Here is a 21,481-nt window from a genome sequence, read left to right as displayed (position 1 = left end):
GGATGTCACTACAGGAGGTTGTCCGTGCCCAGATCAGTCGCAAACCATCGCCAGGCAGTGGTGGAATTGCTGGCAGGCGTCGCCGCCGCCAAGGGCACCTGCCGGGTGCCATTGCTCGAAGCCCTGGGAAAGCCGCTCGCCGCGGACCTCTTCGCGCCCCTGTCCCTTCCGCCGTTCGACAACTCCCAGATGGACGGCTTTGCCGTTCGCTCGCAGGACATTCCCGGACAGGGCGCGGAACTCCGCGTAGCGGCTCCTGTCCCGGCCGGTGCGGCGCCGGCGGCCCTGAAGCCCGGCTTTGCCGCCCCCATCATGACCGGAGCAATGATTCCTGACGGGGCAGACGCCGTCGTGCCTGTCGAAAAGGCCAGCCCCGCGTCCTTTCCCGAGCCAAGCGACACGGATGCCGTCGTGGAGCTTCCCGCCGTGTCGCCCGGTACCTATGTGCGGAACAGTGGCAGCGACATCGAACACGGCGCACTTGCCTTGGCTGCCGGCACCCTGCTGGGACCGGCCCAGCTTGGCCTGTTGGCGGCCCTGGGCCTGGCAACGGTCGAGGTTCCCGAACCTCTGCGGGTCCTCCTGGTGACCACCGGGGATGAGGTGGTGGAACCGGGGGAGGCGCTGACTGCCGGGAAGATCTTCGACTCCAACGGCACGCTGCTGGAGGCCTCCATGCGCCAAGCCGGCCTGGAGGTTGTCCGTTCCGGTATTTCAGATGACCATCCCTCCAGCCTTCTGTCGGTCCTTCAACATCACACCGGCGAGGCGGAGACTGCTGTGGACATCATTGTCACTACCGGGGGAGTGAGCAAAGGAGCCTACGAGGTGGTGCGACAGGCCATGGTGGGCCAGCCTGTTGATTTCGTCCCCGTTGCCATGCAGCCGGGCGGGCCGCAGGGCCTGGGAACCTTCAACGGCGTTCCCTTCCTTGGTTTTCCCGGGAATCCGGTCAGCTGCCTCGTCTCTTTCGAAATGTTCCTCCGGCCGGCATTGTCGGAGGTCATGGGGACGCCGGCCCCCAGGACCGTCCAGGCGGCGCGCCTGGCTGCGCCGCTGACCTCGCCCGAAGGCAAGCACCAGGTCCGGCGCGGATCGGTGGCCGGCGATGGCACGGTCCACATGGAAGGTGGGGCCGGGTCCCATCTGGTGCATGCCTTGGCCCGCGCCAATGCGTTGATCCACATACCCGCCGCCGTCACGGAACTCAACGCAGGAGCCGAAGTGGAAGTATGGATGCTGTGAATGAAACTCCCGGGACAAGAACAGAGCACGACGGCGGGCTGACGCACCTCCGGCAGGACGGCACCGCACAAATGGTTGATGTGTCGGCGAAGGCAGTTACCACCCGCCAGGCCACCGCAACGGCAACGGTCCGCACCAGCGGGCAAGTGATGGCGCTCCTTGGTGCCGGCGAGTTGCCCAAAGGTGACGCGCTCGCCGTGGCCCGGGTGGCAGGAATCATGGCGGCGAAGAAGACTCCGGAGCTGATCCCGTTGTGCCACCCGTTGCCGATTTCCAAGGTAACGGTGGATTTCGACCTCGGTGCTGACGCAGTGAACATTCTGGCTACCGTCAAGACCAAGGGCGTCACCGGCGTCGAAATGGAGGCCCTGACAGCGGCGTCGGTGGCGGCCCTGAGTGTCTACGACATGATCAAAGCCGTGGATAAGCACGCAGTGCTGACCGACATCCGCGTGCTCGCCAAAAGCGGTGGCAAGAGCGGCGACTGGGACGTTTCCGGGGAACCTCTCCAGGAGGCCGGCGAATGAGCGCTTGTGAACCGAACAGTGTCCGGAAGGCCGGCGTCGTGATCGCCTCCACCCGCGCCGCAGCCGGAATCTACGCGGACGAGACCGGGCCCATTATCCTGGACTGGCTCAATGAACATGGGTTCCAAACCTTTCCCACCATGGTGGTTCCGGACGGAGAACCCGTGGGCGCTGCCCTGAGGGCGCTCCTGACCCAGGACCCCGCCGTCGTCATCACCAGCGGCGGAACAGGACTCAGCCCGGATGACATGACACCGGAAATGACGCTTCCGCTCCTGGACCGGGAAATACCGGGCATCATGGAAGGAATCCGGCGCGCGGGTGCTGCGAAAACCCCCATGGCCATGCTGAGCCGTGGCCACGCGGGAGCCGCGGGGAAGACGTTCATCATCAACCTGCCGGGATCCCCGAAAGGGGTTATGGATGGGCTTGCCGTCCTGGACCCGGTCCTTGGGCACTTATGCGAACAACTGGAAGGCAGCCATGGGCACTGAAACAGACTTCGAAGTAGTCAGCGCTGTCCTCAGCGCCGAACCAATCTCAGTTGACCAAGCCATCGCGGCTGTTGAATCGGACACCGCCGGTGCGGTAGTCAGCTTCAGTGGTGTGGTGCGGAACCACGATTCCGGCAAGGCGGTGGACCGGCTCAGTTACAGCGCCCATCCCACTGCGCACCAGGTCATGTCCGACGTCGTGGCACAGCTGGTGGCCGAACACTCAGGCGAAGCCGATCAACCGGTTCGGATCTGGGCGGCACACCGCATCGGAATGCTCCAGATAGGCGACCCGGCACTGGTGTGTGCCGTCGCAGCGGCGCACCGGGGGCAGGCGTTTGCCGTCTGTGCCGAGCTGGTGGACAGGGTCAAGGCACAGGTGCCCATCTGGAAGGAACAGTTCTTTTCCGATGGCACCGTTGAGTGGGTTGGCGCGGGAGAGTAGCCCCGGGTCACGGTTCCTGCCGGGCCCCGGCCCGGCGGTAGGGTTAACGGCATGACCGAACAACTTGCTGTTGCAGTGCTGGGCGCCAACGGGCGCATGGGAAGTGAAGCCGTTAAAGCTGTGGAAGCAGCTGATGACATGAAGCTCGTAGCCGCCCTGGGCCGCGGCGATTCCCTGGAAACCCTGCTCGACGCCGGTGCGCAGTATGTTGTTGACCTCACCGTTCCGGATACTACCGAGGCCAACGTCCGGTTCGCCGTCGAGCACGGGATGCACGCCGTTGTGGGCACTACCGGCTGGAACGCGGACAAGCTGGACTCCCTTCGCGCATTATTGGAACAGAAGCCGGGCACCGGCGTCCTGATCGCCCCCAACTTTGCCCTGGGCTCCGTGCTGGCTTCTGCGTTTGCCGCCAAGGCGTCCCAGTATTTCGAGTCCGTTGAAATCATCGAACTGCACCACCCGAACAAGGTGGATGCTCCCTCCGGCACGGCCGTTCGCACAGCGCAGCTGATCTCGGAGGCCCGTCGGGAAGCCGGGGTGCCGGCAAGCCCGGACGCCACCGAGACGTCCTTGGACGGGGCCAGGGGCTGTGATGTGGAGGGCGTCCGTGTCCACAGCGTCAGGCTCCGGGGTTTGGTAGCCCACCAGGAAGTCCTGTTTGGCGGCCCTGGTGAGCAACTGACGTTGCGTCACGACTCCTTTGACCGGGCTTCATTCATGCCCGGTGTCCTGCTGGGGCTGCGCAAAGTTGCAGCGAACCCCGGCCTCACTGTTGGCCTTGATGGTTATTTGGAGCTGGGACTTTAGGTTCATGGGAAATTTCTGGACTTCGTTGAAGAAGAACCGCACCAAAATCTGGGTTGGCGCCATCACCCTCCTGCTGGTCCTGTACCTGGTGGTCTCCGTGCAGCGCTCGTTCCTCCTGCTCGGTGACCCCAACCTGATAGCGAAGGGCATAGGAGCGGCCTACCTTGTGCTGCCGATCGTCGGGGCGTGGGCCCTCATCCGCGAACTGCTCTTTGGTGCGCGAACCGAACAAATGGCCAAGGTCCTGGAAGCCGAAGGCGGCTTGCCCGAGGACACGTTGCCGCGCACACCGGGAGGTCGGATTGTCCGGGCCGCCGCGGATGCCGAATTTGAAAAGTACCGTGCCGAGGCCGAAGCCGCGCCGGAAGACTGGCGTTCCTGGTTCCGGTTGAGTTGCGCCTATGACGCCTCGGGGGACCGTAAGCGCGCCCGGGCATCAATGCGCGACGCCGTGAAGCTGTTCCGGTCTCAGCCCACCGCTGCGGGCCGGTAGCTGCCGAGCCTTGACGCCTGGTGGGCCACCCATTCCAAAGGCCCACGACGCCGGAGCAAGGCGAAACACGCACCGATCACCACTGCGCAAAGCGCCTGGGTCCAGTACATGCCCTCTTCCGTCCACCCGGCGGGCAACGGCTTGTTGGTGAACCCGGAAACCACCCATACATGGGCGGAATAGAGGCTCAGCGTCATGGCTCCCGGTCCACTGAGCACCATGAGGATATTGACCTTGAGGTTTTCCGCGGCGGCAGCCAGCAGCAGGAAGAAAGCCACCACCGCGGCCGCTGTTCCGCTGGTGTGCAAAAGGTCCAGCGTGGTACCGGCATGGGGGGATGCCGTGGCCAGCCACCACCATGAACCCGTTTGATCCAGCCCCGTCAGGTTTACCTGCAGCATGCTGTCCAAGGGGTAACCGCGGGTGCCGGGGAGCTTCTCCAGGGCGGCGCGGCCGCCCCAGGCTTCCATCGCCAGGAATCCGACCACTTTGGCCGCAGCGGCTACTGCCACTCCGCCGGCCAGCAGCAACAATTGCACTTTGGTCCTGGTCAGCGCCAGGCGTCCGATGACCAGGCCTATCAGCAGGTAGGAAATCCACTGGAAAACCGGGTAGTAGCCAGTGAAGAAGATATCGGCAAGGAGTTGGCCGGGCGTCCCCAGGTCCTCCGTGCCGGGATTGTGGCCCAGTTGCAAGGGCGGAGTGGTCTCCAGCAGCAGGGGCCGGAGCAAGTAGGCCACCACTGGGGATAAAAGGACCCATCCCAACGCCCAGAAAGACAGTGCCTTCAACCTCAGCCCAAGGAACGGAAGGATGCAGAGGAAAAGTACGGCGTAGTGCACCAGGATCACTGCGATGTTGACATCCAGCCCACCCAGGGCAAGCCCGACGACGGCGATCACCAGCGCCCGCATGGCGACCCCACCCCTGGCCGCGCGGAGTTCGCCCGCTTGGCGTGGCTCCTGCTTGCCGGTACTCAACGCCAGTCCGATTCCGGCGAGGACCGCGAACAAGGCAGATGACCGCCCCGAAAACACCAACCCCACGAACGTGGGGTCCCACGATGGGGCGGGTCCGAACGTCGGCAGGAGGTGCGTGGACATCATGCCCAGCAACGCTGCACCCCTGGCGGCGTCGATCCCTGTGAGCCGGGAGGAGACCTGGCCGCCGTCGCGCGCTTTCCGCGGAGGGGCAGTCTCTTGGGAAGTCATGCTGCGATGGTCTCATAGCCAACTGTGAGCCGTTCCGGCGGTAGAGTCCCATGCCATGGAATCCGTCAACGCCCAGTGGGCTGGAGCATTCACCATCATGATCGATTCCGACGGCTGGCAGCAGTTCCGGCGCCTTGACGGCGACCTGTTCATGCCGCCGGCCACGGACGGCCTTGAGGAGCGCGCCAGGATGTGCGCCGGGATCCACGCAACCTGGACAGCAACGTCCGGGCACCTGGTCATCGAAGCCGAAGGCCCCGAGGACGGATCGCCTTTCGACGTCCTGGTGAACGGCGTCCTCCGGCATCGCGTGTCGGGCGCCGGCCGTGTCAGTCATGACCTCGATCTTGGCTCCATGCCGCAGCAATCAACTGTTCAGCTTTGGCTGCCACAGTATGGTTTCCTCAGGGTGCTGGAGGTGTCGCTGAACGGCGAAGACGTTCACGTTGCCGGGGGATCCGGCAAACGATGGATCACCTACGGCAGCTCCATCACCCAATGCAGGCAGGCCGATGGTCCATCAGAGTCGTGGCCTGCTGTGGTGGCCAGGCAATACGGCTGGCAATTACAGTCCTTGGGTTTCGGCGGTGAATGCCAACTGGACCCGGCGGCGGAGAGCACCATTTGCCAGCTGCCGGCAGACTTCATCTCCTTATGCCTGGGAATCAACACCTACAACGTGGCCGCGTTCTCTGGCCGGACCTTCGCGAGCCAGGTATTGGGCTTCCTCAGCGCTATCCGGCGGGCACACCCGGAGGTGGCTATCGCGGTCATCTCTCCGGTCCTTTCCCTTCCCCGCGAGGAGGCGCCCAATGCCGTTGGGTGGACGCTCGCGGACTACAGGAAGGCCGTGGCAGATGTGGTGCGGTTAGTCCGCGAGCGGGGGGATACGCGCACTCACTTGCTGGATGGCGAAGGGGTGTTCACCCCGGCGGAGGCTGCGGTGCTGATGCCCGATACCTTGCATCCCAACAATGCCGGCTACCGGCTCATGGCTGACAGGCTGGGCCCACAGCTGGCGGCTGTCGCCAACGCGCACGGCTGACCGGGCATCTGGAAGGTCTGCGGCCGGCGTGGCCGGAACGGACCCGGCTCTTGTCTTCGAATATATGTTCGAATAGCATGGCAGGATGAACGATGTTCCCACGCCACCCGAAGGTCTCGCCGGGCCCATGAAAGCGATGAGCCCCGGTGTCGTCGACTTCCTGTTCAGGCAACTCGTGGCCGGCGAACCCCCCGAAGACACCCAGTGGCGCCGCGAAGGAACAGTGTTGGCCGAGCAGCCGCCAGGGGCTGAACTTGCCCGGCGGCTATCCGAGGCGGACCTGGATTCCCTGACGCCGCTGGAACTGTTCGAGTACGTTCGCGCTTCCCAGCGGCTGGTGACCTGGGCCGAACACCTCAAGGAGCGGGCCGTGGCGCAGTATTGCGCTGAGCAACCTGCGCGGACAAGTGGGCCGGCATAGCCGCGAAGTTTTGCTGCCCGGCGGCGGGGGAGCGGCCACGAGGGGACGGTGTCGCCGCCCATGACGCCAGAACCGCGGCCGGTGCATGAGGACCATCACGCGGGACCCATTCTTGTAACGAGCCCGTGACAGGGTAACGTTTTTCCTATGTCTGACTTGCGCGCCCACACTCCCGCCCTTGGTACCCTCCTGACCGCCATGGTCACCCCGTTCACCGAGGACGGCAAGGTGGACTACGATCAAGCCGCCGCGCTCGCAGAGAAGCTGGTCCAGGATGGTTGCGATGGCCTCGTTGTCACCGGCACGACAGGAGAGACCTCAACGCTCACGGATGACGAAAACGTGGGCATGTTCCGGGCGGTCAAAGAAGCCGTCGGTGGCAAAGCCGCCATCATCGCCGGAACCGGCACCAACGACACCGCGCACTCGGTCCACCTCTCCCAGCGTGCCGCTGAAGTCGGCGTTGACGGACTCCTGATCGTCACGCCCTACTACAACAAGCCCAGCCAGGCAGGTGTCCGGGCGCACTTCGAGACGATTGCATCCTCAACGGATCTGCCCGTCATGCTCTACGACATCCCGGGCCGCTCCTCCATTGCGATTGCTCCTGAGACCATGATCGGCCTGGCCAAGCACCGGAACATCGTGGCGGTCAAGGACGCCAAGGCAGATTTTGCCGCTGCCACCCGGGTCATGGCTGAGACCGACCTGGTCTTCTATTCCGGTGATGACGGATTGACCCTCCAGTGGATGGCGCTCGGCGCCGTCGGCCTGGTGGGCGTCACCACCCACGTGGCCACGCGTCGCTTCCGTGAACTGATCGACGCCGTGAACGCCAGCGACCTCGCCACTGCGAGGGCCATCAACTTTGAACTGGAACCCGTCATTCGCGCAACCATGACGCGGGTCCAAGGCGCAGTAGCCGCCAAGCAGATTCTCAAGTGGCAGGGAGTCCTGCCCAACTCGGTTGTCCGTTTGCCCCTCGTGGAGCCGGACGCGGCCGAGATCGAAATCATCCGCGGGGATTTGGCGGAAGCCGGAATGGACTTCAACGTCTAGGCCGGTACCGCCGGAAAGTAGCACAATATGACCCAAACCGCCCTTCCCGGACTGGTTACTCCGCCGAAACTGCCGAAAGGTACGCTGCGGATTGTTCCGCTCGGTGGCCTGGGAGAGATCGGCCGCAACATGGCCGTCTTCGAAATCGACGGCAAGCTGCTGGTCGTTGACTGTGGCGTGCTCTTCCCCGAAGAGACGCAGCCCGGAGTGGACCTGATCCTGCCCGATTTCTCCTACATTGAGGACCGGCTGCAGGACGTCGTAGGCGTCGTGCTGACCCACGGCCACGAGGACCACATCGGCGCTGTTCCCTATCTGCTGCGCCTCAAGGCCGACATTCCGCTGATCGGGTCCCAGCTCACCCTTGCCTTGGTGGAAGCAAAGCTTCAGGAACACCGGATCAAGCCGTACACCCTTACCGTCACCGAGGGCCAGGTGGAGCAGTTCGGCCCGTTTGAGTGCGAGTTCGTTGCCGTCAACCACTCCATCCCGGACGCCTTGGCTGTTTTCATCCGGACCGAGGGCGGCAACGTCCTGCACACCGGCGACTTCAAGATGGACCAGTTGCCCCTGGACGGCCGCATCACCGACCTCCGCCACTTCGCACGGTTGGGCGAGGAGGGCGTGGACCTTTTCATGGCCGACTCCACCAACGCGGACGTCCCCGGGTTCACTACGGCCGAGAAGGAAATCGGCCCTACCCTGGACCGCTTGTTCGGACAGGCCAAGAAGCGCCTGATCGTTGCCTCCTTCTCTTCCCACGTCCACAGGGTCCAGCAGGTCCTTGATGCTGCGGAAAAGCATGGCAGGAAGGTCGCTTTCGTCGGCCGTTCCATGGTCCGCAACATGGCCATCGCCGCCAAACTGGGGTACCTCGATGTGCCGGATAACATCCTGGTGGACATCAAGAACATCGACAACATGCCCGATGACCGCGTGGTCCTCATGTCCACCGGTTCACAGGGCGAGCCCATGGCTGCGCTGTCACGGATGGCCAACGGCGACCACCGCGTAGTGGTTGGACCCGGCGACACCGTCATCCTGGCCTCAAGCCTGATTCCCGGCAACGAGAACGCCGTGTTCCGCATCATCAACGGACTCCTCAAGCTCGGTGCCGATGTGATCCACAAAGGCACGGCCAAGGTCCACGTCTCCGGGCACGCAGCGGCAGGGGAGTTGCTGTACTGCTACAACATCCTGGAGCCGCTGAACGCCATGCCGGTGCACGGGGAAACCCGACACCTCATCGCCAACGGCAACATCGCGTTGGAGTCCGGGGTTCCGTCCGAGGGCATTATCCTCAGCGACAACGGAACGGTGATTGACCTCAAGGACCACAAAGCCAACATCGTTGGCCAGGTGGAGGTCGGATTCGTTTACGTGGATGGATCCAGCGTGGGTGAAATCACCGACGCGGACCTCAAAGACCGCCGCATCCTCGGAGATGAAGGCTTCATTTCCATCATCACGGTCATCAACCGCACTACCGGCAAGATCGTCTCAGGGCCGGAAATCCATGCGCGGGGCGTCGCCGAGGACGATTCCGTCTTTGACGAGATCATTCCCAAGATCAACGCCGCATTGGAGGACGCCGTGCTTAATCACGCCGACCACACCAATCACCAGTTGCAGCAGGTGGTGCGCAGGATCATTGGCACCTGGGTCAACCGCAAGCTCCGCCGGCGCCCCATGATCATCCCGGTGGTCCTCGAGGCATAGCCTGCGGGCAACATGCATACCCAAGGGGGCCTGAAATCCGCGGATTTCAGGCCCCCTTGGGGTACCGTGGCACTTATGGCGACCCGTACTACCTCCACGCCACGAGGCAGCTCCAGCAGTAAATCCGGCGGCACAGGCCGGGGCGCAGCTGCATCCAAAAGCACTGCAGCCGCGCCCAGGAATGGTCGGGGAAGCACTGCCCGCACCAAGCAAGCAGCCGCCGTCGAGCCCCAGGCTCCGCTGCCCTTGCGCTTGCTTTCCGGTTTTTGGCAGGGGATCGGCCATGTGGTCGGTGCCGGCGTCCGGCGCATCGGCTACGATGTCAGCGACCTGGACCCCGCGGACCGCCGAGACGGCGCAGCTTTGTTCAACCTGGTGTTGGGCATCGCGATTGCCACGTTCGCCTGGTGGGGGCTGACGGGCTGGCTTCCGGACGTTGTCTACAGCGTGGTCAACGGCACATTCGGCTGGATGACCCTGCTCCTGCCCTTCATGCTTTTTGTCTGTGCGTTCAGGTTGTTCCGGAAGCCCCAGGACGGCCGGGGCAACAACCGCGTGGGTATTGGCTTCATGGTCATGACCCTTGCCGGTTCGGGCCTGGCCCACGTCATTGGTGGCCTGCCCACGGTTGCTGACGGATTCGATGGCCTGCGCCGCGCAGGTGGCATGCTGGGATTCCTGGCCGCTGCGCCTTTGGCCGCCATCCACGCTGCAGTGCCGGTCATTCTCTACAGCCTCCTGGCCTTTGTTTCCTTCCTGATCGTCACCGCAACCCCCTTCGGAGCCATTCCCGCCCGCATCCGGGGCGCTTATGAGCACCTTATGGGCGTTGACCTTATGGACAACTCTGGCAAGGACGCCCACGATCGCAGCTATCTTTACGAAAACGACGCGCCTGCCAAGCCAAAGAAAAAGCGCATGCGCCTCTTCGGCAAGGACGAAGAACCCGGCGCCGGCCTTGAGGGTTACGTCGGGGATGAAGCGTTTGAACACGCAATAGTCGACGACGACGAAACTCCCGCAGCGCCCGAACCCCGGGTCCCGCCGGGGGTGCGTCGCCCAACCCAGGCCGAGATCGCCGTCGGGAAGATCAAGGCGGCCCAGGGCCTGGGGGGCGTGCCGGGAATCGACAACCCCACCGAAGCCATTCCGGTGATCACCCCCGACATGACCGTGCCCGCCCCCACTGTGGCGCAGGTCCCCGCGAAGCCTGCGGGGGCACCCCTCCCGCAAACTCCGATTCCCCAACGCACGGAACAGCTGTCCCTGGCCGGGGATGTCACCTACACCCTGCCGGCGTCGGATTACCTGACACCGGGCTCCATTCCCAAGGAGCGCACGGAGGCCAATGACGCGGTCGTGGCCGCCCTGACGGACACCTTGACGCAGTTCAATGTGGACGCTGCAGTGACGGGCTTCAGCCGTGGCCCCACCGTGACCCGCTACGAGATCGAGTTGTCGCCCGGTACCAAGGTGGAGCGTGTTACGGCGCTGTCCAAGAACATTTCCTACGCGGTGGCTTCCAGTGATGTCCGCATACTGAGCCCCATTCCGGGTAAATCCGCCATTGGTATCGAGATTCCCAACACTGACCGCGAAACGGTTTCGCTGGGCGATGTGCTCCGGAGCCAGAACGCCCGCCGGACCGACCACCCCATGGTCATGGGTGTCGGCAAGGACGTTGAGGGCGGCTACGTGGTGGCGAACCTTGCCAAGATGCCCCACCTGTTGGTGGCCGGTGCTACGGGTGCCGGTAAGTCGAGCTTCGTGAACTCCATGATCACCTCCATCCTCATGCGCGCCACCCCGGATGAAGTGCGCATGGTCATGGTGGACCCCAAGCGTGTGGAGCTCACCGCTTATGAGGGCGTCCCGCACCTGATCACGCCCATCATCACCAACCCCAAAAAGGCCGCGGAAGCTTTGCAGTGGGTGGTCCGGGAGATGGACGCACGCTACGACGACCTCGCCAACTACGGGTTCAAGCACATTGATGATTTCAACAAGGCAGTCCGTGCGGGCAAAGTTGTGCCGCCGGTGGACTCCAAGCGCGTCATCAAGCCCTATCCGTATTTGCTGGTGATCGTGGACGAGCTCGCAGACCTGATGATGGTGGCCCCGCGCGACGTCGAAGACTCGATTGTCCGCATCACCCAGCTCGCCCGCGCTGCCGGTATCCACCTGGTCCTGGCCACCCAGCGACCCTCCGTGGACGTGGTGACGGGCCTGATCAAGGCGAACGTCCCTTCCCGCATGGCCTTCGCGACCTCTTCGGTGACGGACTCCCGCGTTGTGCTGGACCAGCCTGGCGCCGAGAAACTCATTGGCCAAGGTGATGCGCTCTTCCTGCCGATGGGTGCCTCCAAGGCCATGCGTGTCCAGGGTGCCTGGGTGACCGAATCCGAAATCCACAAGGTGGTGGAGCACGTCAAGGGACAGCTCCAGGCTGTGTACCGCGACGACGTTGCCGCTGAAGCCCCCAAGAAGCAGATCGACGACGACATTGGAGACGACCTCGAAGTCCTGCTGCAGGCCACCGAACTGGTGGTCACTACGCAGTTCGGCTCGACATCGATGCTGCAGCGAAAACTGCGGGTGGGCTTCGCCAAGGCCGGGCGCCTGATGGACCTTCTCGAATCCCGCGGCGTAGTTGGCCCCTCCGAGGGTTCCAAAGCACGTGACGTCCTGGTCAAGCCCGATGATCTCGCGGCTGTCCTGGCTGCGATGAAGGGCCAGGAGTCGCCTGCTGCTCCCGACGCCCACACGGCTGCCTTGAGCGAGAACGCGAACTCGAACATCGCCGTCGGCGGCTATGCGGAGGACCTGGTGCAGGCGGACCTGGACAATCGGACACAGGCCATTGAGTATTATGACGGCGCTGACGGTCCCAATGACGAGGACGAGGGCGGCGAAGACGCCTGGTCGCTCACCGGGCGCTAAGGGCAAAAAGCGGCAGCCCCAAAGACGGTAGCCTAGAGGGGTGACTACAGCCGAGGGTGATAACGCGACTTCCAGCAGCTCCGATGTCTGGAACCTGCCCAACATCCTCACGATGCTCCGCATCGTCCTCGTACCGTTTTTCGTCTGGTTCCTGCTGGCCGACAACGGCGAGTACGGACTTTGGCGCTGGGCAGCAGTGGTGGCCTTCGGTGTCGCAATCTACACGGACAAGCTCGACGGCGACATCGCCAGGGCGCGTGGCCTGATCACCAACTTCGGCAAGATCGCCGATCCCATTGCCGATAAATTGCTGATCGGCTCAGCCTTGGTTCTCCTGTCCATCCTGGGCGAGCTGCCGTGGTGGGTCACCATCCTGATCCTGGTCCGTGAGTGGGGGATCACCGCCCTGCGCTTCGTCGTGATCCGCTACGGTGTCATGCCGGCTTCCCGCGGTGGAAAACTGAAGACAGTGGTCCAAACCGTTGCGATATTCCTTTACATCCTCCCGCTGAAGGCGATTGCCCCTTGGCTGGGTGACGTCGCCTTCTGGGTCATGATGCTGGCGCTTGCCATCACGTTGTGGACCGGCGTCGAATATGTCATCCAGGCCCTCAAGCTGCGCGCCGCGGGCCGCCGGGCATGACCTCCGGCAATGCTGTCCCCGGCGCAGCAGAGATCTCGACGGCCGTGGTCGCCGCGGCGATCGCCGCGAAGCAAACTGTGGCCACGGCCGAGTCGCTGACTGCCGGCATGGTGGCCGCGGCCCTGGCCAATACTCCGGGTGCCTCAGGGATGTTGCAAGGTGGCGTCGTGGCGTATCAAAACTCCGTCAAGGCCCGCGTGCTGGACGTCCCGCAGGAACTCCTCGCCGCCGTCGGCTCTGTTGACGGGAGTGTCGCAGAAGCGATGGCCGAGGGTGCCCGCCGGGCCTGCGATGCCACGATTGGCGTTTCCACCACCGGTGTTGCCGGACCGGATCCCCATGACGGTAAAGCCGTGGGGACAGTGTTCGTTGGAATCGCTACGGACGCCGGAACGGAAGCCTTCGAATTCAGCTTCACAGGGGACCGCCAGTCCGTCCGCAGGCAAGCGTGCGAGGCGGCCCTGGCGCGTCTGCTTGCTGCGGTGGAAGCGGTTGGTTACCGTTCGTAAAGTAGCCGGGAACAAAAACTGATTGCCAATAGTTGTGTCATTGTGTCGCTTCGGAAGAGCCGGGGCGCCTAGGATGTAAAAACCAACCCGGTCCGCCCACCAGCGAAACCGGAAGAACGAGGGAGCAAGGCGATACAGATGGTAAAGCAGCCCGTATCCGTGAACGGCGTTGTCCGCTGGAAGGATGTGGGCTTGGCTGATCAGGCACAGAGCGAACAGAAGGAGCGCAAAATGGTTGTACTACGCCACGAGATCGGTGATGTACTGCGCGATGTCCGCCAGCGTCAGGGCCGTACCCTCCGCGAGGTTTCGCACAGCGCACGCGTCTCACTTGGTTACTTGAGTGAAGTTGAACGCGGCCAGAAGGAGGCTTCTTCCGAGCTCCTGTCCTCTATCTGCACAGCCCTGGATGTTCCGTTGTCCCACATGCTCCGCGAAGTCAGCGACCGTGTGGCTGTTGCTGAGGGAGTTGCCGTACCGGACACCGTTCCGCAGGAGTTCTCCCAGCGCTACGGCCGCGATCTTGACCTCACGGACGACTTCCCGCAGGGAATGCTCTCCGGAGCCCGGTAACCGTTCCACCAGAATTGACGAGAAGGTCTCCAGCCAACGGCTGGGGACCTTCTTTTTGTTTCCGGAAGCGGCTTTGCCGGTGGGTGCTCTCTACCGGTACCGGCACAAATGCGGATCAGGCGTCAGCAGGTCCGGTGGGTTCCGGGGCGCTGTCCGCTTCCCGCAAGGTGACGTCCTTGAGCACGCCGTCGCCGTAGATGGCGTTGAGGCGGCCCATGTAGTCCGCAAGTGTCTGGACATCCTCCAGCGGCCATTCGCCCAGGCGTTCCCTGAACACTTGGCGGCGCGCATCCTGGACCTGGTGCATCTTGTCCTCGCCCTTCTCGGTCAGCCGGATGGATTGTGCCCTCCCATCCTGGGGATCCGCTTCCTTGTAGACCAGCCCGACGCTTTCGAGGAAGGCGATCTGGCGGCTCACCGATGGCTTTCCAACGCCAATGCACGTCGCCAGGTCCGTCAGCCTGATGGGTCCTTCCCTCCGGATGACGGTCAGCAGCCCGTAGGCGGCCGGTTCCATGTCCGGGTGGACCTGGCGTGAGAGCTGGTGGGAGATGGACCGGGCGCGGCGCCAGAGCAGGCTCAGCTGGTGTTCCACCTGCTGGAGGGCGTCGTCCACGGCGTCGCCTGACACGGCCTGACCGGGCGTGCTCTGGAGAGGATTGCTCATGGCAACCATTCTAGAGTCCGGCTCCGTGAGAGACTCTATCCGTGAGGGCAAGTGACTTTTGGCGATTGATGGACGACGAATTCGGGCCCGGTTATTCCCGGGTCCTGGCCGGTTCCTTGGTACTTGCAGGTGTGGGTGGCAGGACTGCAGTTGAGGCGTTGGCCTCCGGATACCACCCCCGTGAGGTGTGGTTGGCCGTATGCGAAGTCCAGGATGTTCCCCCGGAACGCCGGCTTGGGCGGGACATCAAGCCTGCCTCCAGCTGACGTCTTACGGGCCGGGGGATCGCCGATCCGGCTGCGGGACGCGGTGACACGCCGGACCGTTGTTCGAATATCTGTTCGGATGGGGATATGCTCCTTTGAGAGGAAAATTGGTCCCGAAGGCCGTGTTTCCGAGCTTCCGGATTGCCCGGTTGTCCACATAGCCGGATTCGGCTCATAAAAATGTCAGTGCTCCGTAATAGCGTCTGACATGACAGGAAAGCGGCCTTTCGGGCCACTCCACAGCGAGAAAGCATCAGAGGTGTGAACCATGGCGGCAACCCCGGATCGTGAAAAGGCGCTCGAAGCAGCGCTTGCCCAGATCGACAAGCAGTTCGGCAAAGGCTCCATCATGCGCCTGGGTGATGACACCCGCGCTCCGATCGAGATCATTCCCACCGGCTCCATCGCCTTGGATGTCGCCCTTGGCATTGGCGGCCTGCCCCGCGGCCGCGTCGTTGAAATCTACGGTCCTGAATCCTCGGGTAAGACCACTGTTGCCCTGCACGCAGTTGCCAATGCGCAGCGTGCCGGCGGCATCGCGGCCTTCATTGACGCCGAACACGCCCTGGACCCCGATTATGCGGCCAAGCTCGGTGTTGACACGGACGCGCTGCTGGTCTCGCAGCCGGATACCGGTGAGCAGGCCTTGGAGATCATGGACATGCTGGTGGGCTCCGGCTCGCTGGACATCATCGTCATTGACTCCGTGGCAGCCCTGGTGCCCCGTGCGGAAATCGAAGGCGAGATGGGTGACTCCCACGTGGGTCTCCAGGCACGACTGATGAGCCAGGCACTGCGAAAGATCACCGGTCGGCTCAGCCAGACCAAGACCACCGCCATCTTCATCAACCAGCTTCGCGAAAAGATCGGCGTCTTCTTCGGCTCCCCGGAAACCACCACCGGTGGTAAAGCCCTGAAGTTCTATGCATCCGTGCGCATCGACGTTCGCCGTATCCAGACCCTGAAGGAGGGTGCGGATTCCGTCGGCAACCGGACCAAGGCAAAGATCGTCAAGAACAAGATGGCGCCGCCGTTCAAGATCGCTGAGTTCGACATCATCTACGGCCAGGGCATTTCCCGTGAGGGCGGCATCATTGACATGGGAGTCGAGCACGGAATCATCAAGAAGTCCGGCTCGTGGTTTACCTATGATGGCGACCAGCTTGGCCAGGGCATGGAGAACTCGCGTCGCTTCCTGCGGGACAACCCGGAGCTCGCCCAGGAGCTGGAGCGCCTGATCAAGGAAAAGCTTGGCGTGGGCGTCAAGCCGGAAGAAGACTCCCCAAAGCTGAAGGCCGTTGACGGTTAGAAGAGGGCCGGATCCGGAATCGTCCGTATCCGCCGATCCCGAGCCTGATCCCGAATCCGTGGCGCGCGCCATCGTCTTGAGACAGTTGACGATGGCGCCGCGGAGCCGGCTTCAGCTTTCGCGCAAGCTCGCGGAACGCAATGTGCCCGAGGATGTGGCAGAGGCGGTTCTGGACCGGTTCGAAGAAGTCCAACTCATTGACGATGCTGAGTTCGCCCGGATGTGGGTTCGCAGTCGTTCCCAGAGCAAGAAGCTCGCCAAGGGCGCCATTCGACGGGAACTGGCGGACAAGGGAATCGAACTGGATGCGGCTGAAGAAGCCTTGTCCCAGCTCAGTGACCAGGACGAGGAACTGGCTGCGCGGGAACTGGTTCAACGCAAACTTCGGCCCGGTGTGGACCTGAACGATAGGGCGGAGCGGGACAAGTACACGCGCCGTCTGGCGTCGATGCTGGCACGGAAGGGCTACGCGCCCTCCATGGCATTCAGGATCGTCGGTGAGGTGCTGGCAGAAGCCGGTACCCTTGAGTAGTGAGTTTGACCATTCCTTCCCCAACAGCTGCCACCATTCCTTCGGCTGAGCCCAGGACCTACCAGGTCCGGACGTTCGGCTGCCAGATGAACGTTCATGATTCAGAACGCATGGCGGGACTCCTGGAGGACGCAGGCTATGTCCCCGCCGAGGGCGAACTGGCCGACGTGGTGGTCTTCAACACCTGTGCCGTGCGGGAAAATGCGGACAACAAGCTCTACGGAAACCTCGGCCAGCTCCGGCAGGTCAAGGCGGAAAACCCCGGCATGCAGATTGCAGTTGGTGGTTGCCTGGCACAGAAGGACCGCGAAACCATCGTGAAGAAGGCGCCGTGGGTCGACGCCGTGTTCGGTACCCACAACGTCGGGGCCCTGCCCGCACTGTTGGACCGTGCCAGGCACAATAATGAAGCGCAACTTGAGATCCTCGAGTCCCTGGATGTCTTCCCGTCCACCCTTCCCACCAAGCGGGATTCGGTGTATTCAGGCTGGGTTTCCATCTCTGTGGGATGCAACAACACCTGCACCTTCTGCATTGTGCCTTCGCTCCGCGGCAAGGAAAAGGACCGCCGGCCGGGTGAGATCCTCGCAGAGATCCAGGCCCTTGTGGACGACGGCGCGGTGGAAGTGACCCTCCTGGGCCAAAACGTGAACTCGTACGGCGTGGAGTTCGGGGACCGCCAGGCTTTTTCAAAGCTCCTGCGGGCGTGCGGCGAAATCGAAGGTCTGGAGCGTGTCCGCTTCACCAGCCCCCACCCGGCAGCCTTCACCGATGACGTCATCGAAGCCATGGCCGAGACGCCCAATGTGATGCCCCAGCTGCACATGCCGCTGCAGTCCGGCTCTGACAAAGTACTCAAGGACATGCGCCGGTCCTACCGCTCCAGCAGGTTCCTGGGCATTCTTGACAAAGTCCGTGAGCTGATCCCCAATGCGGCCATCACCACGGACATCATTGTTGGATTCCCGGGTGAAACAGAGGACGACTTCCAGGCCACCCTGGACGTTGTGGAGAAATCCCGCTTCGCCTCCGCTTTCACCTTCCAATACTCCAAGCGGCCCGGGACCCCGGCCGCGGACTTGCCGGATCAGCTTCCCAAAGCCGTGGTCCAGGAACGCTTCGAAAGGCTGACGGCCCTTCAGGACCGCATTGCCGCGGAGGAGAATGCCAAGCAGTTGGGCCAGACGGTCGAGGTCCTGGTGACGGCACAGTCCGGGCGCAAGGCCGGGGAAACCCACCGCTTGTCCGGCCGTTCCAAGGACCAGCGCCTGGTGCACTTCTCCGTGCCGGCCGGCGCAGAATCTCCGCGTCCCGGCGACTTCGTCACTGTCACCATTACGGAGGCCGCTTCCTTCCACCTCGTGGCTGATCCCGCCACGGCAGGGGACTACGTGTTGCGCCGCTCCCGTGCCGGTGATGCTTGGGATCGTTCCCAAGCTGACTCCTGCGGCGTCCCGGCCCCCGGCGCAGCCGGTAAGGCCGGCGTGTCATTGGGAATGCCGTCGTTGCCTGCCCGTCGCGCCTGACGCAGGATCCGGATCACGTGCCTGTTTCCTCAGAGGATGCTTCCCTGCCCGTCATAGCAGTGGTCGGCCCTACTGGTTCCGGTAAGTCGGACCTGGGCGTCGGTCTTGCCCTCGCCTTGGACGGCGAGGTCATCAACGCAGACGCCTTACAGTTCTACCGAGGCATGGACATAGGGACAGCCAAAATCAGCGTGGACGAGCGCAGGGGAGTGCCCCACCACCTGCTGGACATCATGGACGTAACCCAGGAGGCAAGCGTCGCGGACTTCCAAGCGGATTGCCGGAGGGCCATCGCTGAAATCCGCTCGCGGGGAAAGCGCCCCATCCTGGTGGGAGGATCGGGTCTTTATGTCCGGGCCGCGCTGGACGTCCTGGAGTTCCCAGGTACAGACTCCGCTGTCCGTAAGGCCCTGGAAGAAGAATTTGACGCGGACGGCCTCGCACCGCTGCGTGCCCGGCTCGAGCACGTAGATCCCGTCTCGGCTGCCCGTCTCGGGGATGCGCGCCGTGTGATCCGTGCCCTTGAAGTACACCAGCTCACCGGACGGCCTTTCAGTTCATTCATGCCCCAGCGTCAGTACTTCCAGCCGGCCCTGCAGATCGGGTTGTCCGTGGACAGGGAGGTGCTGAGGGAGCGGTTGGCGTTGCGGGTCCACCGGATGGTGGAGGTTGGTCTTCTGGAGGAGGTTGAACGGCTCGATGCTGCCGGCCTCAGGAAAGGCAAGACAGCCTCCCGCGCACTGGGGTACTCACAGTTCCTGAATGTTTTGGACAACCGGGCCGACGTTGCCACAGCTGCGGAGGAGACCATTGTTGCCACGAGGCAGTTTGCCCGGCGCCAGCTCACCTGGTTCAGGGCTGACCCCCGCATCACCTGGTTCGACTGGCACGACCCTGAACTTCTCAGCAAGGCGGTGGCTGCGGCCGGGGAGCAGCCCGCGTAATTTCAGGCCCTACCTGCGCGGCAGGTAGCCTAGTGCCATGGACGAAACCTCCGCAGTTCCCGCCTCGCAGCCTGCAACTGCCTTTGGCTCAGTGACCGCCTCCAGCCTTGCGGGGCTGCCGTTTTCCAAGGGGCACGGAACCGGCAACGACTTCGTCCTTATTGCCGACCCCGGCGACGCCCACGAGATCACTCCGGAACAGGTTGCGCAGTTGTGCGACCGGCATATTGGCATCGGTGGTGACGGCCTCATCCGTGCCGTGCCGTCACGGTTCCTCCCCGAGGGCAGGAACCTCCTGGAACAGGATCCGGACGCCGAGTGGTTCATGGACTACCGCAACGGCGACGGTTCCCTCTCGGAGATGTGCGGAAATGGCGTGCGCGTGTTCGTCCACTTCCTCATTGCCGAGAAACTGGTTGACCTTGGTCCGGGTGAAACCGTGACCATCGGCACCAGGGGAGGAATTAAGAAAGTGGTCCGTACGGCCAACGGATACGCCGTAGACATGGGTCCATGGGAGTTTATCTTCCCCCAGGAGGCCACCAGCAAGGCCATGGACGCCTTGGTCAGCGCGGACGGCCTGGAAGTGGCACGTCCCGGCCTCTCGGTCAGCATGGGCAATCCCCATACCGTGGTTGCCTTGGCAGAACTCAAAGAATTGTCGGCAACGCAATTGTTCAAGGCCCCGGTGGTGGATCCCAAGCCTGCCAACGGTACCAACGTTGAATTCGTGGTTCCGGCCGATCCCTTGGTTGAGGATGGGGTCGGTACCATCACCATGCGCGTCCATGAACGCGGCGTAGGGGAGACGCAATCCTGCGGTACCGGCGCTTGTGCCGCGGCCGTCGCGATCCGTCACTGGGCCGGTAACACCGCGCCAAACGATTGGCACGTGATGGTGCCCGGCGGCGTCGTGGACGTCAAGTTCTTCCCCGGCGCCGGCGGGCGCGAGCACGTGGAGCTCAGCGGTCCGGCAGTCATTGTGGCTACTGGGACGCTTTCCTGACACGTATGATCCGGAACGACTTGGACGTGCTCTCGCGGGTCACTGTGTAGCCCGCATCCAGTTCGCCGGCCAGCCATCGTTGGAGGGAGTCCGAGCCAAGGTTCTTTTGGACCACCAGCCAGGCATTTCCTCCCGGGGCCAGCCGGGGCAACCATGTCAGCAGCAGGGTGTGGAGTTCGTCTTTGCCGATGCGGATGGGCGGGTTGGACCAGATGGTGTCGAACTCGACGGCGGGGTCCACCTCGTGCGGCAGGCTGGCCTTTACGTTGGCCAAGCCAAGGGCTGCCGCGTTCTCGTTGGTCAAGGTGACGCAGCGTTCGTTGACGTCCACGGCATGTACTTTGGCATGCGGTGCCATCAGCCCCAGTGTCAGTGCGATGGGACCCCAGCCGCAACCTATGTCCAACAGGTTTCCCTGCGGCGACGGCGGCGGAACTTCCGAGAAGAGGATCGCTGTGCCCTTGTCCACTCCGTCCGGGCTGAAGATGCCCGAGGAGGTCTGCAGGTGGCGCGTGGCCCCAGCGAGTTCAACAGTCAAAGGCTTCCTGGTGAACGGTCCGGCTGGCTGGGCGGTGAAATAGTGTGCAGACTCCATAATTTGCCAGATTAGTTGGCCGGCGGCGCCATGGGAAACTGCGGCTCCCAACGGATGATTTGACATCGGATGATAATGTTGAATGCATGTTCTTGATCTTCGAGTAATTTCGATCAGTAGGCCGAAACCCGTCTGAATTTTCAGGCGTTGTACGGCACAGCCCGCGATGCAGGCCGGTCCTTGGCATTGAGCCAAGCCACGGTCTTCCCGCCAGGCAGCTCCTACGGCACAGTCTGTTGGCCCATCGGGGCCATGGACGCATCGAAGATCACACCCTTCCGTCAGGCCACTGAACCGCCGGCTCTTGGTAGTTCGACAGGTCAGCTGACCAGTGCAATCTTGAGATGGCCAGGAACCTCCGAGCGGATCCCACCATGCCAGATCACAGCAGCTGCTGCCCTTTCACAGGCAGCAGGCCAGCACAGGAGGCCCTCTTTGGCCCAAGCCCGTCAGCCCAGCGCGAATAGCGCCCCATCAAACAACAAACAGCACTATTCTGGAA

General features: G+C 63.2%; 23 protein-coding genes. 20 read left to right on the top strand and 3 right to left on the bottom strand.

From position 1 onward, the window contains the following. The first annotated feature begins 18 nt into the window (after positions 1–18). Genes glp through BLQ01_RS05820 form a run of 6 tightly spaced genes read left to right on the top strand, consistent with a single transcriptional unit; the run spans position 19 to position 4,014 of the window. Positions 19–1,245: a molybdopterin molybdotransferase MoeA gene (glp, locus tag BLQ01_RS05845; RefSeq protein ID WP_091550580.1), complete on the top strand. Its 1,227-nt coding sequence runs from the start codon at positions 19–21 to the stop codon at positions 1,243–1,245. Continuing rightward, positions 1,233–1,772, top strand: a complete 540-nt coding sequence (gene moaC / locus BLQ01_RS05840; protein WP_091550578.1) for a cyclic pyranopterin monophosphate synthase MoaC — start codon at positions 1,233–1,235, stop codon at positions 1,770–1,772. Before glp ends, moaC begins: the two co-directional genes overlap by 13 nt. Then, positions 1,769–2,266: a MogA/MoaB family molybdenum cofactor biosynthesis protein gene (locus BLQ01_RS05835; protein WP_091550577.1), complete on the top strand. Its 498-nt coding sequence runs from the start codon at positions 1,769–1,771 to the stop codon at positions 2,264–2,266. Before moaC ends, BLQ01_RS05835 begins: the two co-directional genes overlap by 4 nt. Then, positions 2,256–2,711 carry a molybdenum cofactor biosynthesis protein MoaE gene (locus BLQ01_RS05830; protein ID WP_026541559.1) on the top strand — a complete coding sequence of 152 codons (456 nt, stop codon included), beginning with the start codon at positions 2,256–2,258 and terminating at the stop codon, positions 2,709–2,711. The genes BLQ01_RS05835 and BLQ01_RS05830 overlap by 11 nt, the downstream gene beginning before the upstream one ends. A gap of 51 nt (positions 2,712–2,762) precedes the next feature. Continuing rightward, positions 2,763–3,521 (top strand): 4-hydroxy-tetrahydrodipicolinate reductase, encoded by a 759-nt coding sequence (dapB, locus tag BLQ01_RS05825; protein ID WP_026547325.1) that lies wholly within the window; start codon positions 2,763–2,765, stop codon positions 3,519–3,521. Between the two features lie 4 nt (positions 3,522–3,525). After that, a complete protein-coding gene (locus BLQ01_RS05820) occupies positions 3,526–4,014 on the top strand; it encodes a hypothetical protein (RefSeq protein WP_026547326.1) in 489 nt (162 codons plus the stop codon). Here BLQ01_RS05820 and BLQ01_RS05815 read toward each other — a convergent pair. Next, positions 3,990–5,225 carry a heparan-alpha-glucosaminide N-acetyltransferase domain-containing protein gene (locus BLQ01_RS05815; RefSeq protein WP_091550575.1) on the bottom strand — a complete coding sequence of 412 codons (1,236 nt, stop codon included), beginning with the start codon at positions 5,223–5,225 and terminating at the stop codon, positions 3,990–3,992. The two genes, BLQ01_RS05820 and BLQ01_RS05815, sit on opposite strands and share 25 nt — an antisense overlap. 55 nt (positions 5,226–5,280) lie before the next feature. Here BLQ01_RS05815 and BLQ01_RS05810 point away from each other — a divergent pair, with 55 nt between their 5' ends. The 8 genes from BLQ01_RS05810 (at position 5,281) to BLQ01_RS05775 (ending at position 14,134) form a co-directional block, all read left to right on the top strand. Then, a complete protein-coding gene (locus BLQ01_RS05810; protein WP_091550573.1) occupies positions 5,281–6,270 on the top strand; it encodes a GDSL-type esterase/lipase family protein in 990 nt (329 codons plus the stop codon). 85 nt (positions 6,271–6,355) lie between these two features. Further along, complete coding sequence (locus BLQ01_RS05805) at positions 6,356–6,691, top strand: hypothetical protein (protein ID WP_091550572.1); 336 nt, start codon at positions 6,356–6,358, stop codon at positions 6,689–6,691. A gap of 147 nt (positions 6,692–6,838) precedes the next feature. Further along, positions 6,839–7,750 carry a 4-hydroxy-tetrahydrodipicolinate synthase gene (gene dapA / locus BLQ01_RS05800; protein ID WP_026547329.1) on the top strand — a complete coding sequence of 304 codons (912 nt, stop codon included), beginning with the start codon at positions 6,839–6,841 and terminating at the stop codon, positions 7,748–7,750. Positions 7,751–7,777: 27 nt separating this feature from the next. Further along, the gene (locus BLQ01_RS05795) at positions 7,778–9,469 is read left to right on the top strand and encodes a ribonuclease J (RefSeq protein ID WP_026541565.1); all 1,692 of its coding nucleotides are present in this window, start codon (positions 7,778–7,780) and stop codon (positions 9,467–9,469) included. 75 nt (positions 9,470–9,544) lie between these two features. Continuing rightward, entirely contained in the window at positions 9,545–12,409 is a 2,865-nt protein-coding gene (locus BLQ01_RS05790) for an FtsK/SpoIIIE family DNA translocase (protein ID WP_091550570.1), read from the top strand. A 40-nt stretch (positions 12,410–12,449) separates the two neighbouring features. After that, positions 12,450–13,052: a CDP-diacylglycerol--glycerol-3-phosphate 3-phosphatidyltransferase gene (gene pgsA / locus BLQ01_RS05785; protein WP_026541567.1), complete on the top strand. Its 603-nt coding sequence runs from the start codon at positions 12,450–12,452 to the stop codon at positions 13,050–13,052. After that, positions 13,049–13,561, top strand: a complete 513-nt coding sequence (locus tag BLQ01_RS05780) for a CinA family protein (protein WP_091550569.1) — start codon at positions 13,049–13,051, stop codon at positions 13,559–13,561. The genes pgsA and BLQ01_RS05780 overlap by 4 nt, the downstream gene beginning before the upstream one ends. A 138-nt stretch (positions 13,562–13,699) precedes the next feature. Then, positions 13,700–14,134: a helix-turn-helix domain-containing protein gene (locus tag BLQ01_RS05775; RefSeq protein ID WP_014921288.1), complete on the top strand. Its 435-nt coding sequence runs from the start codon at positions 13,700–13,702 to the stop codon at positions 14,132–14,134. A 115-nt stretch (positions 14,135–14,249) separates the two neighbouring features. Here the strand turns inward: BLQ01_RS05775 and BLQ01_RS05770 are convergent, their stop codons facing one another. Then, a complete protein-coding gene (locus BLQ01_RS05770; protein ID WP_223945076.1) occupies positions 14,250–14,801 on the bottom strand; it encodes a MarR family winged helix-turn-helix transcriptional regulator in 552 nt (183 codons plus the stop codon). A gap of 68 nt (positions 14,802–14,869) precedes the next feature. Here BLQ01_RS05770 and BLQ01_RS05765 point away from each other — a divergent pair, with 68 nt between their 5' ends. The 6 genes from BLQ01_RS05765 (at position 14,870) to dapF (ending at position 20,384) form a co-directional block, all read left to right on the top strand. Continuing rightward, positions 14,870–15,067, top strand: a complete 198-nt coding sequence (locus BLQ01_RS05765) for a DUF3046 domain-containing protein (RefSeq protein ID WP_035760968.1) — start codon at positions 14,870–14,872, stop codon at positions 15,065–15,067. A 268-nt stretch (positions 15,068–15,335) separates the two neighbouring features. Beyond that, positions 15,336–16,376, top strand: coding sequence for a recombinase RecA (gene recA / locus BLQ01_RS05760; RefSeq protein ID WP_026541571.1), 1,041 nt, complete (start codon positions 15,336–15,338; stop codon positions 16,374–16,376). A gap of 91 nt (positions 16,377–16,467) precedes the next feature. Further along, positions 16,468–16,908 (top strand): regulatory protein RecX, encoded by a 441-nt coding sequence (locus BLQ01_RS05755; RefSeq protein WP_245232887.1) that lies wholly within the window; start codon positions 16,468–16,470, stop codon positions 16,906–16,908. Beyond that, positions 16,908–18,434, top strand: a complete 1,527-nt coding sequence (gene miaB, locus BLQ01_RS05750) for a tRNA (N6-isopentenyl adenosine(37)-C2)-methylthiotransferase MiaB (RefSeq protein WP_091550566.1) — start codon at positions 16,908–16,910, stop codon at positions 18,432–18,434. Before BLQ01_RS05755 ends, miaB begins: the two co-directional genes overlap by 1 nt. 17 nt (positions 18,435–18,451) lie before the next feature. After that, the gene (gene miaA, locus BLQ01_RS05745; RefSeq protein WP_091550564.1) at positions 18,452–19,378 is read left to right on the top strand and encodes a tRNA (adenosine(37)-N6)-dimethylallyltransferase MiaA; all 927 of its coding nucleotides are present in this window, start codon (positions 18,452–18,454) and stop codon (positions 19,376–19,378) included. Positions 19,379–19,415: 37 nt separating this feature from the next. Next, positions 19,416–20,384 carry a diaminopimelate epimerase gene (gene dapF, locus BLQ01_RS05740; protein WP_091550562.1) on the top strand — a complete coding sequence of 323 codons (969 nt, stop codon included), beginning with the start codon at positions 19,416–19,418 and terminating at the stop codon, positions 20,382–20,384. Here the strand turns inward: dapF and BLQ01_RS05735 are convergent. Next, the gene (locus BLQ01_RS05735) at positions 20,365–20,979 is read right to left on the bottom strand and encodes a class I SAM-dependent methyltransferase (RefSeq protein ID WP_026547335.1); all 615 of its coding nucleotides are present in this window, start codon (positions 20,977–20,979) and stop codon (positions 20,365–20,367) included. The two genes, dapF and BLQ01_RS05735, sit on opposite strands and share 20 nt — an antisense overlap. Between the last annotated feature and the right edge of the window lie 502 nt (positions 20,980–21,481).

Origin of the sequence: Arthrobacter sp. UNCCL28 (genome assembly GCF_900102805.1) — a bacterium.
GTDB lineage: Bacteria > Actinomycetota > Actinomycetes > Actinomycetales > Micrococcaceae > Arthrobacter > Arthrobacter nicotinovorans_A.
Note: the sequence above shows the minus strand (reverse complement) of the source record. Positions and strands in the feature narration are given on the sequence as shown.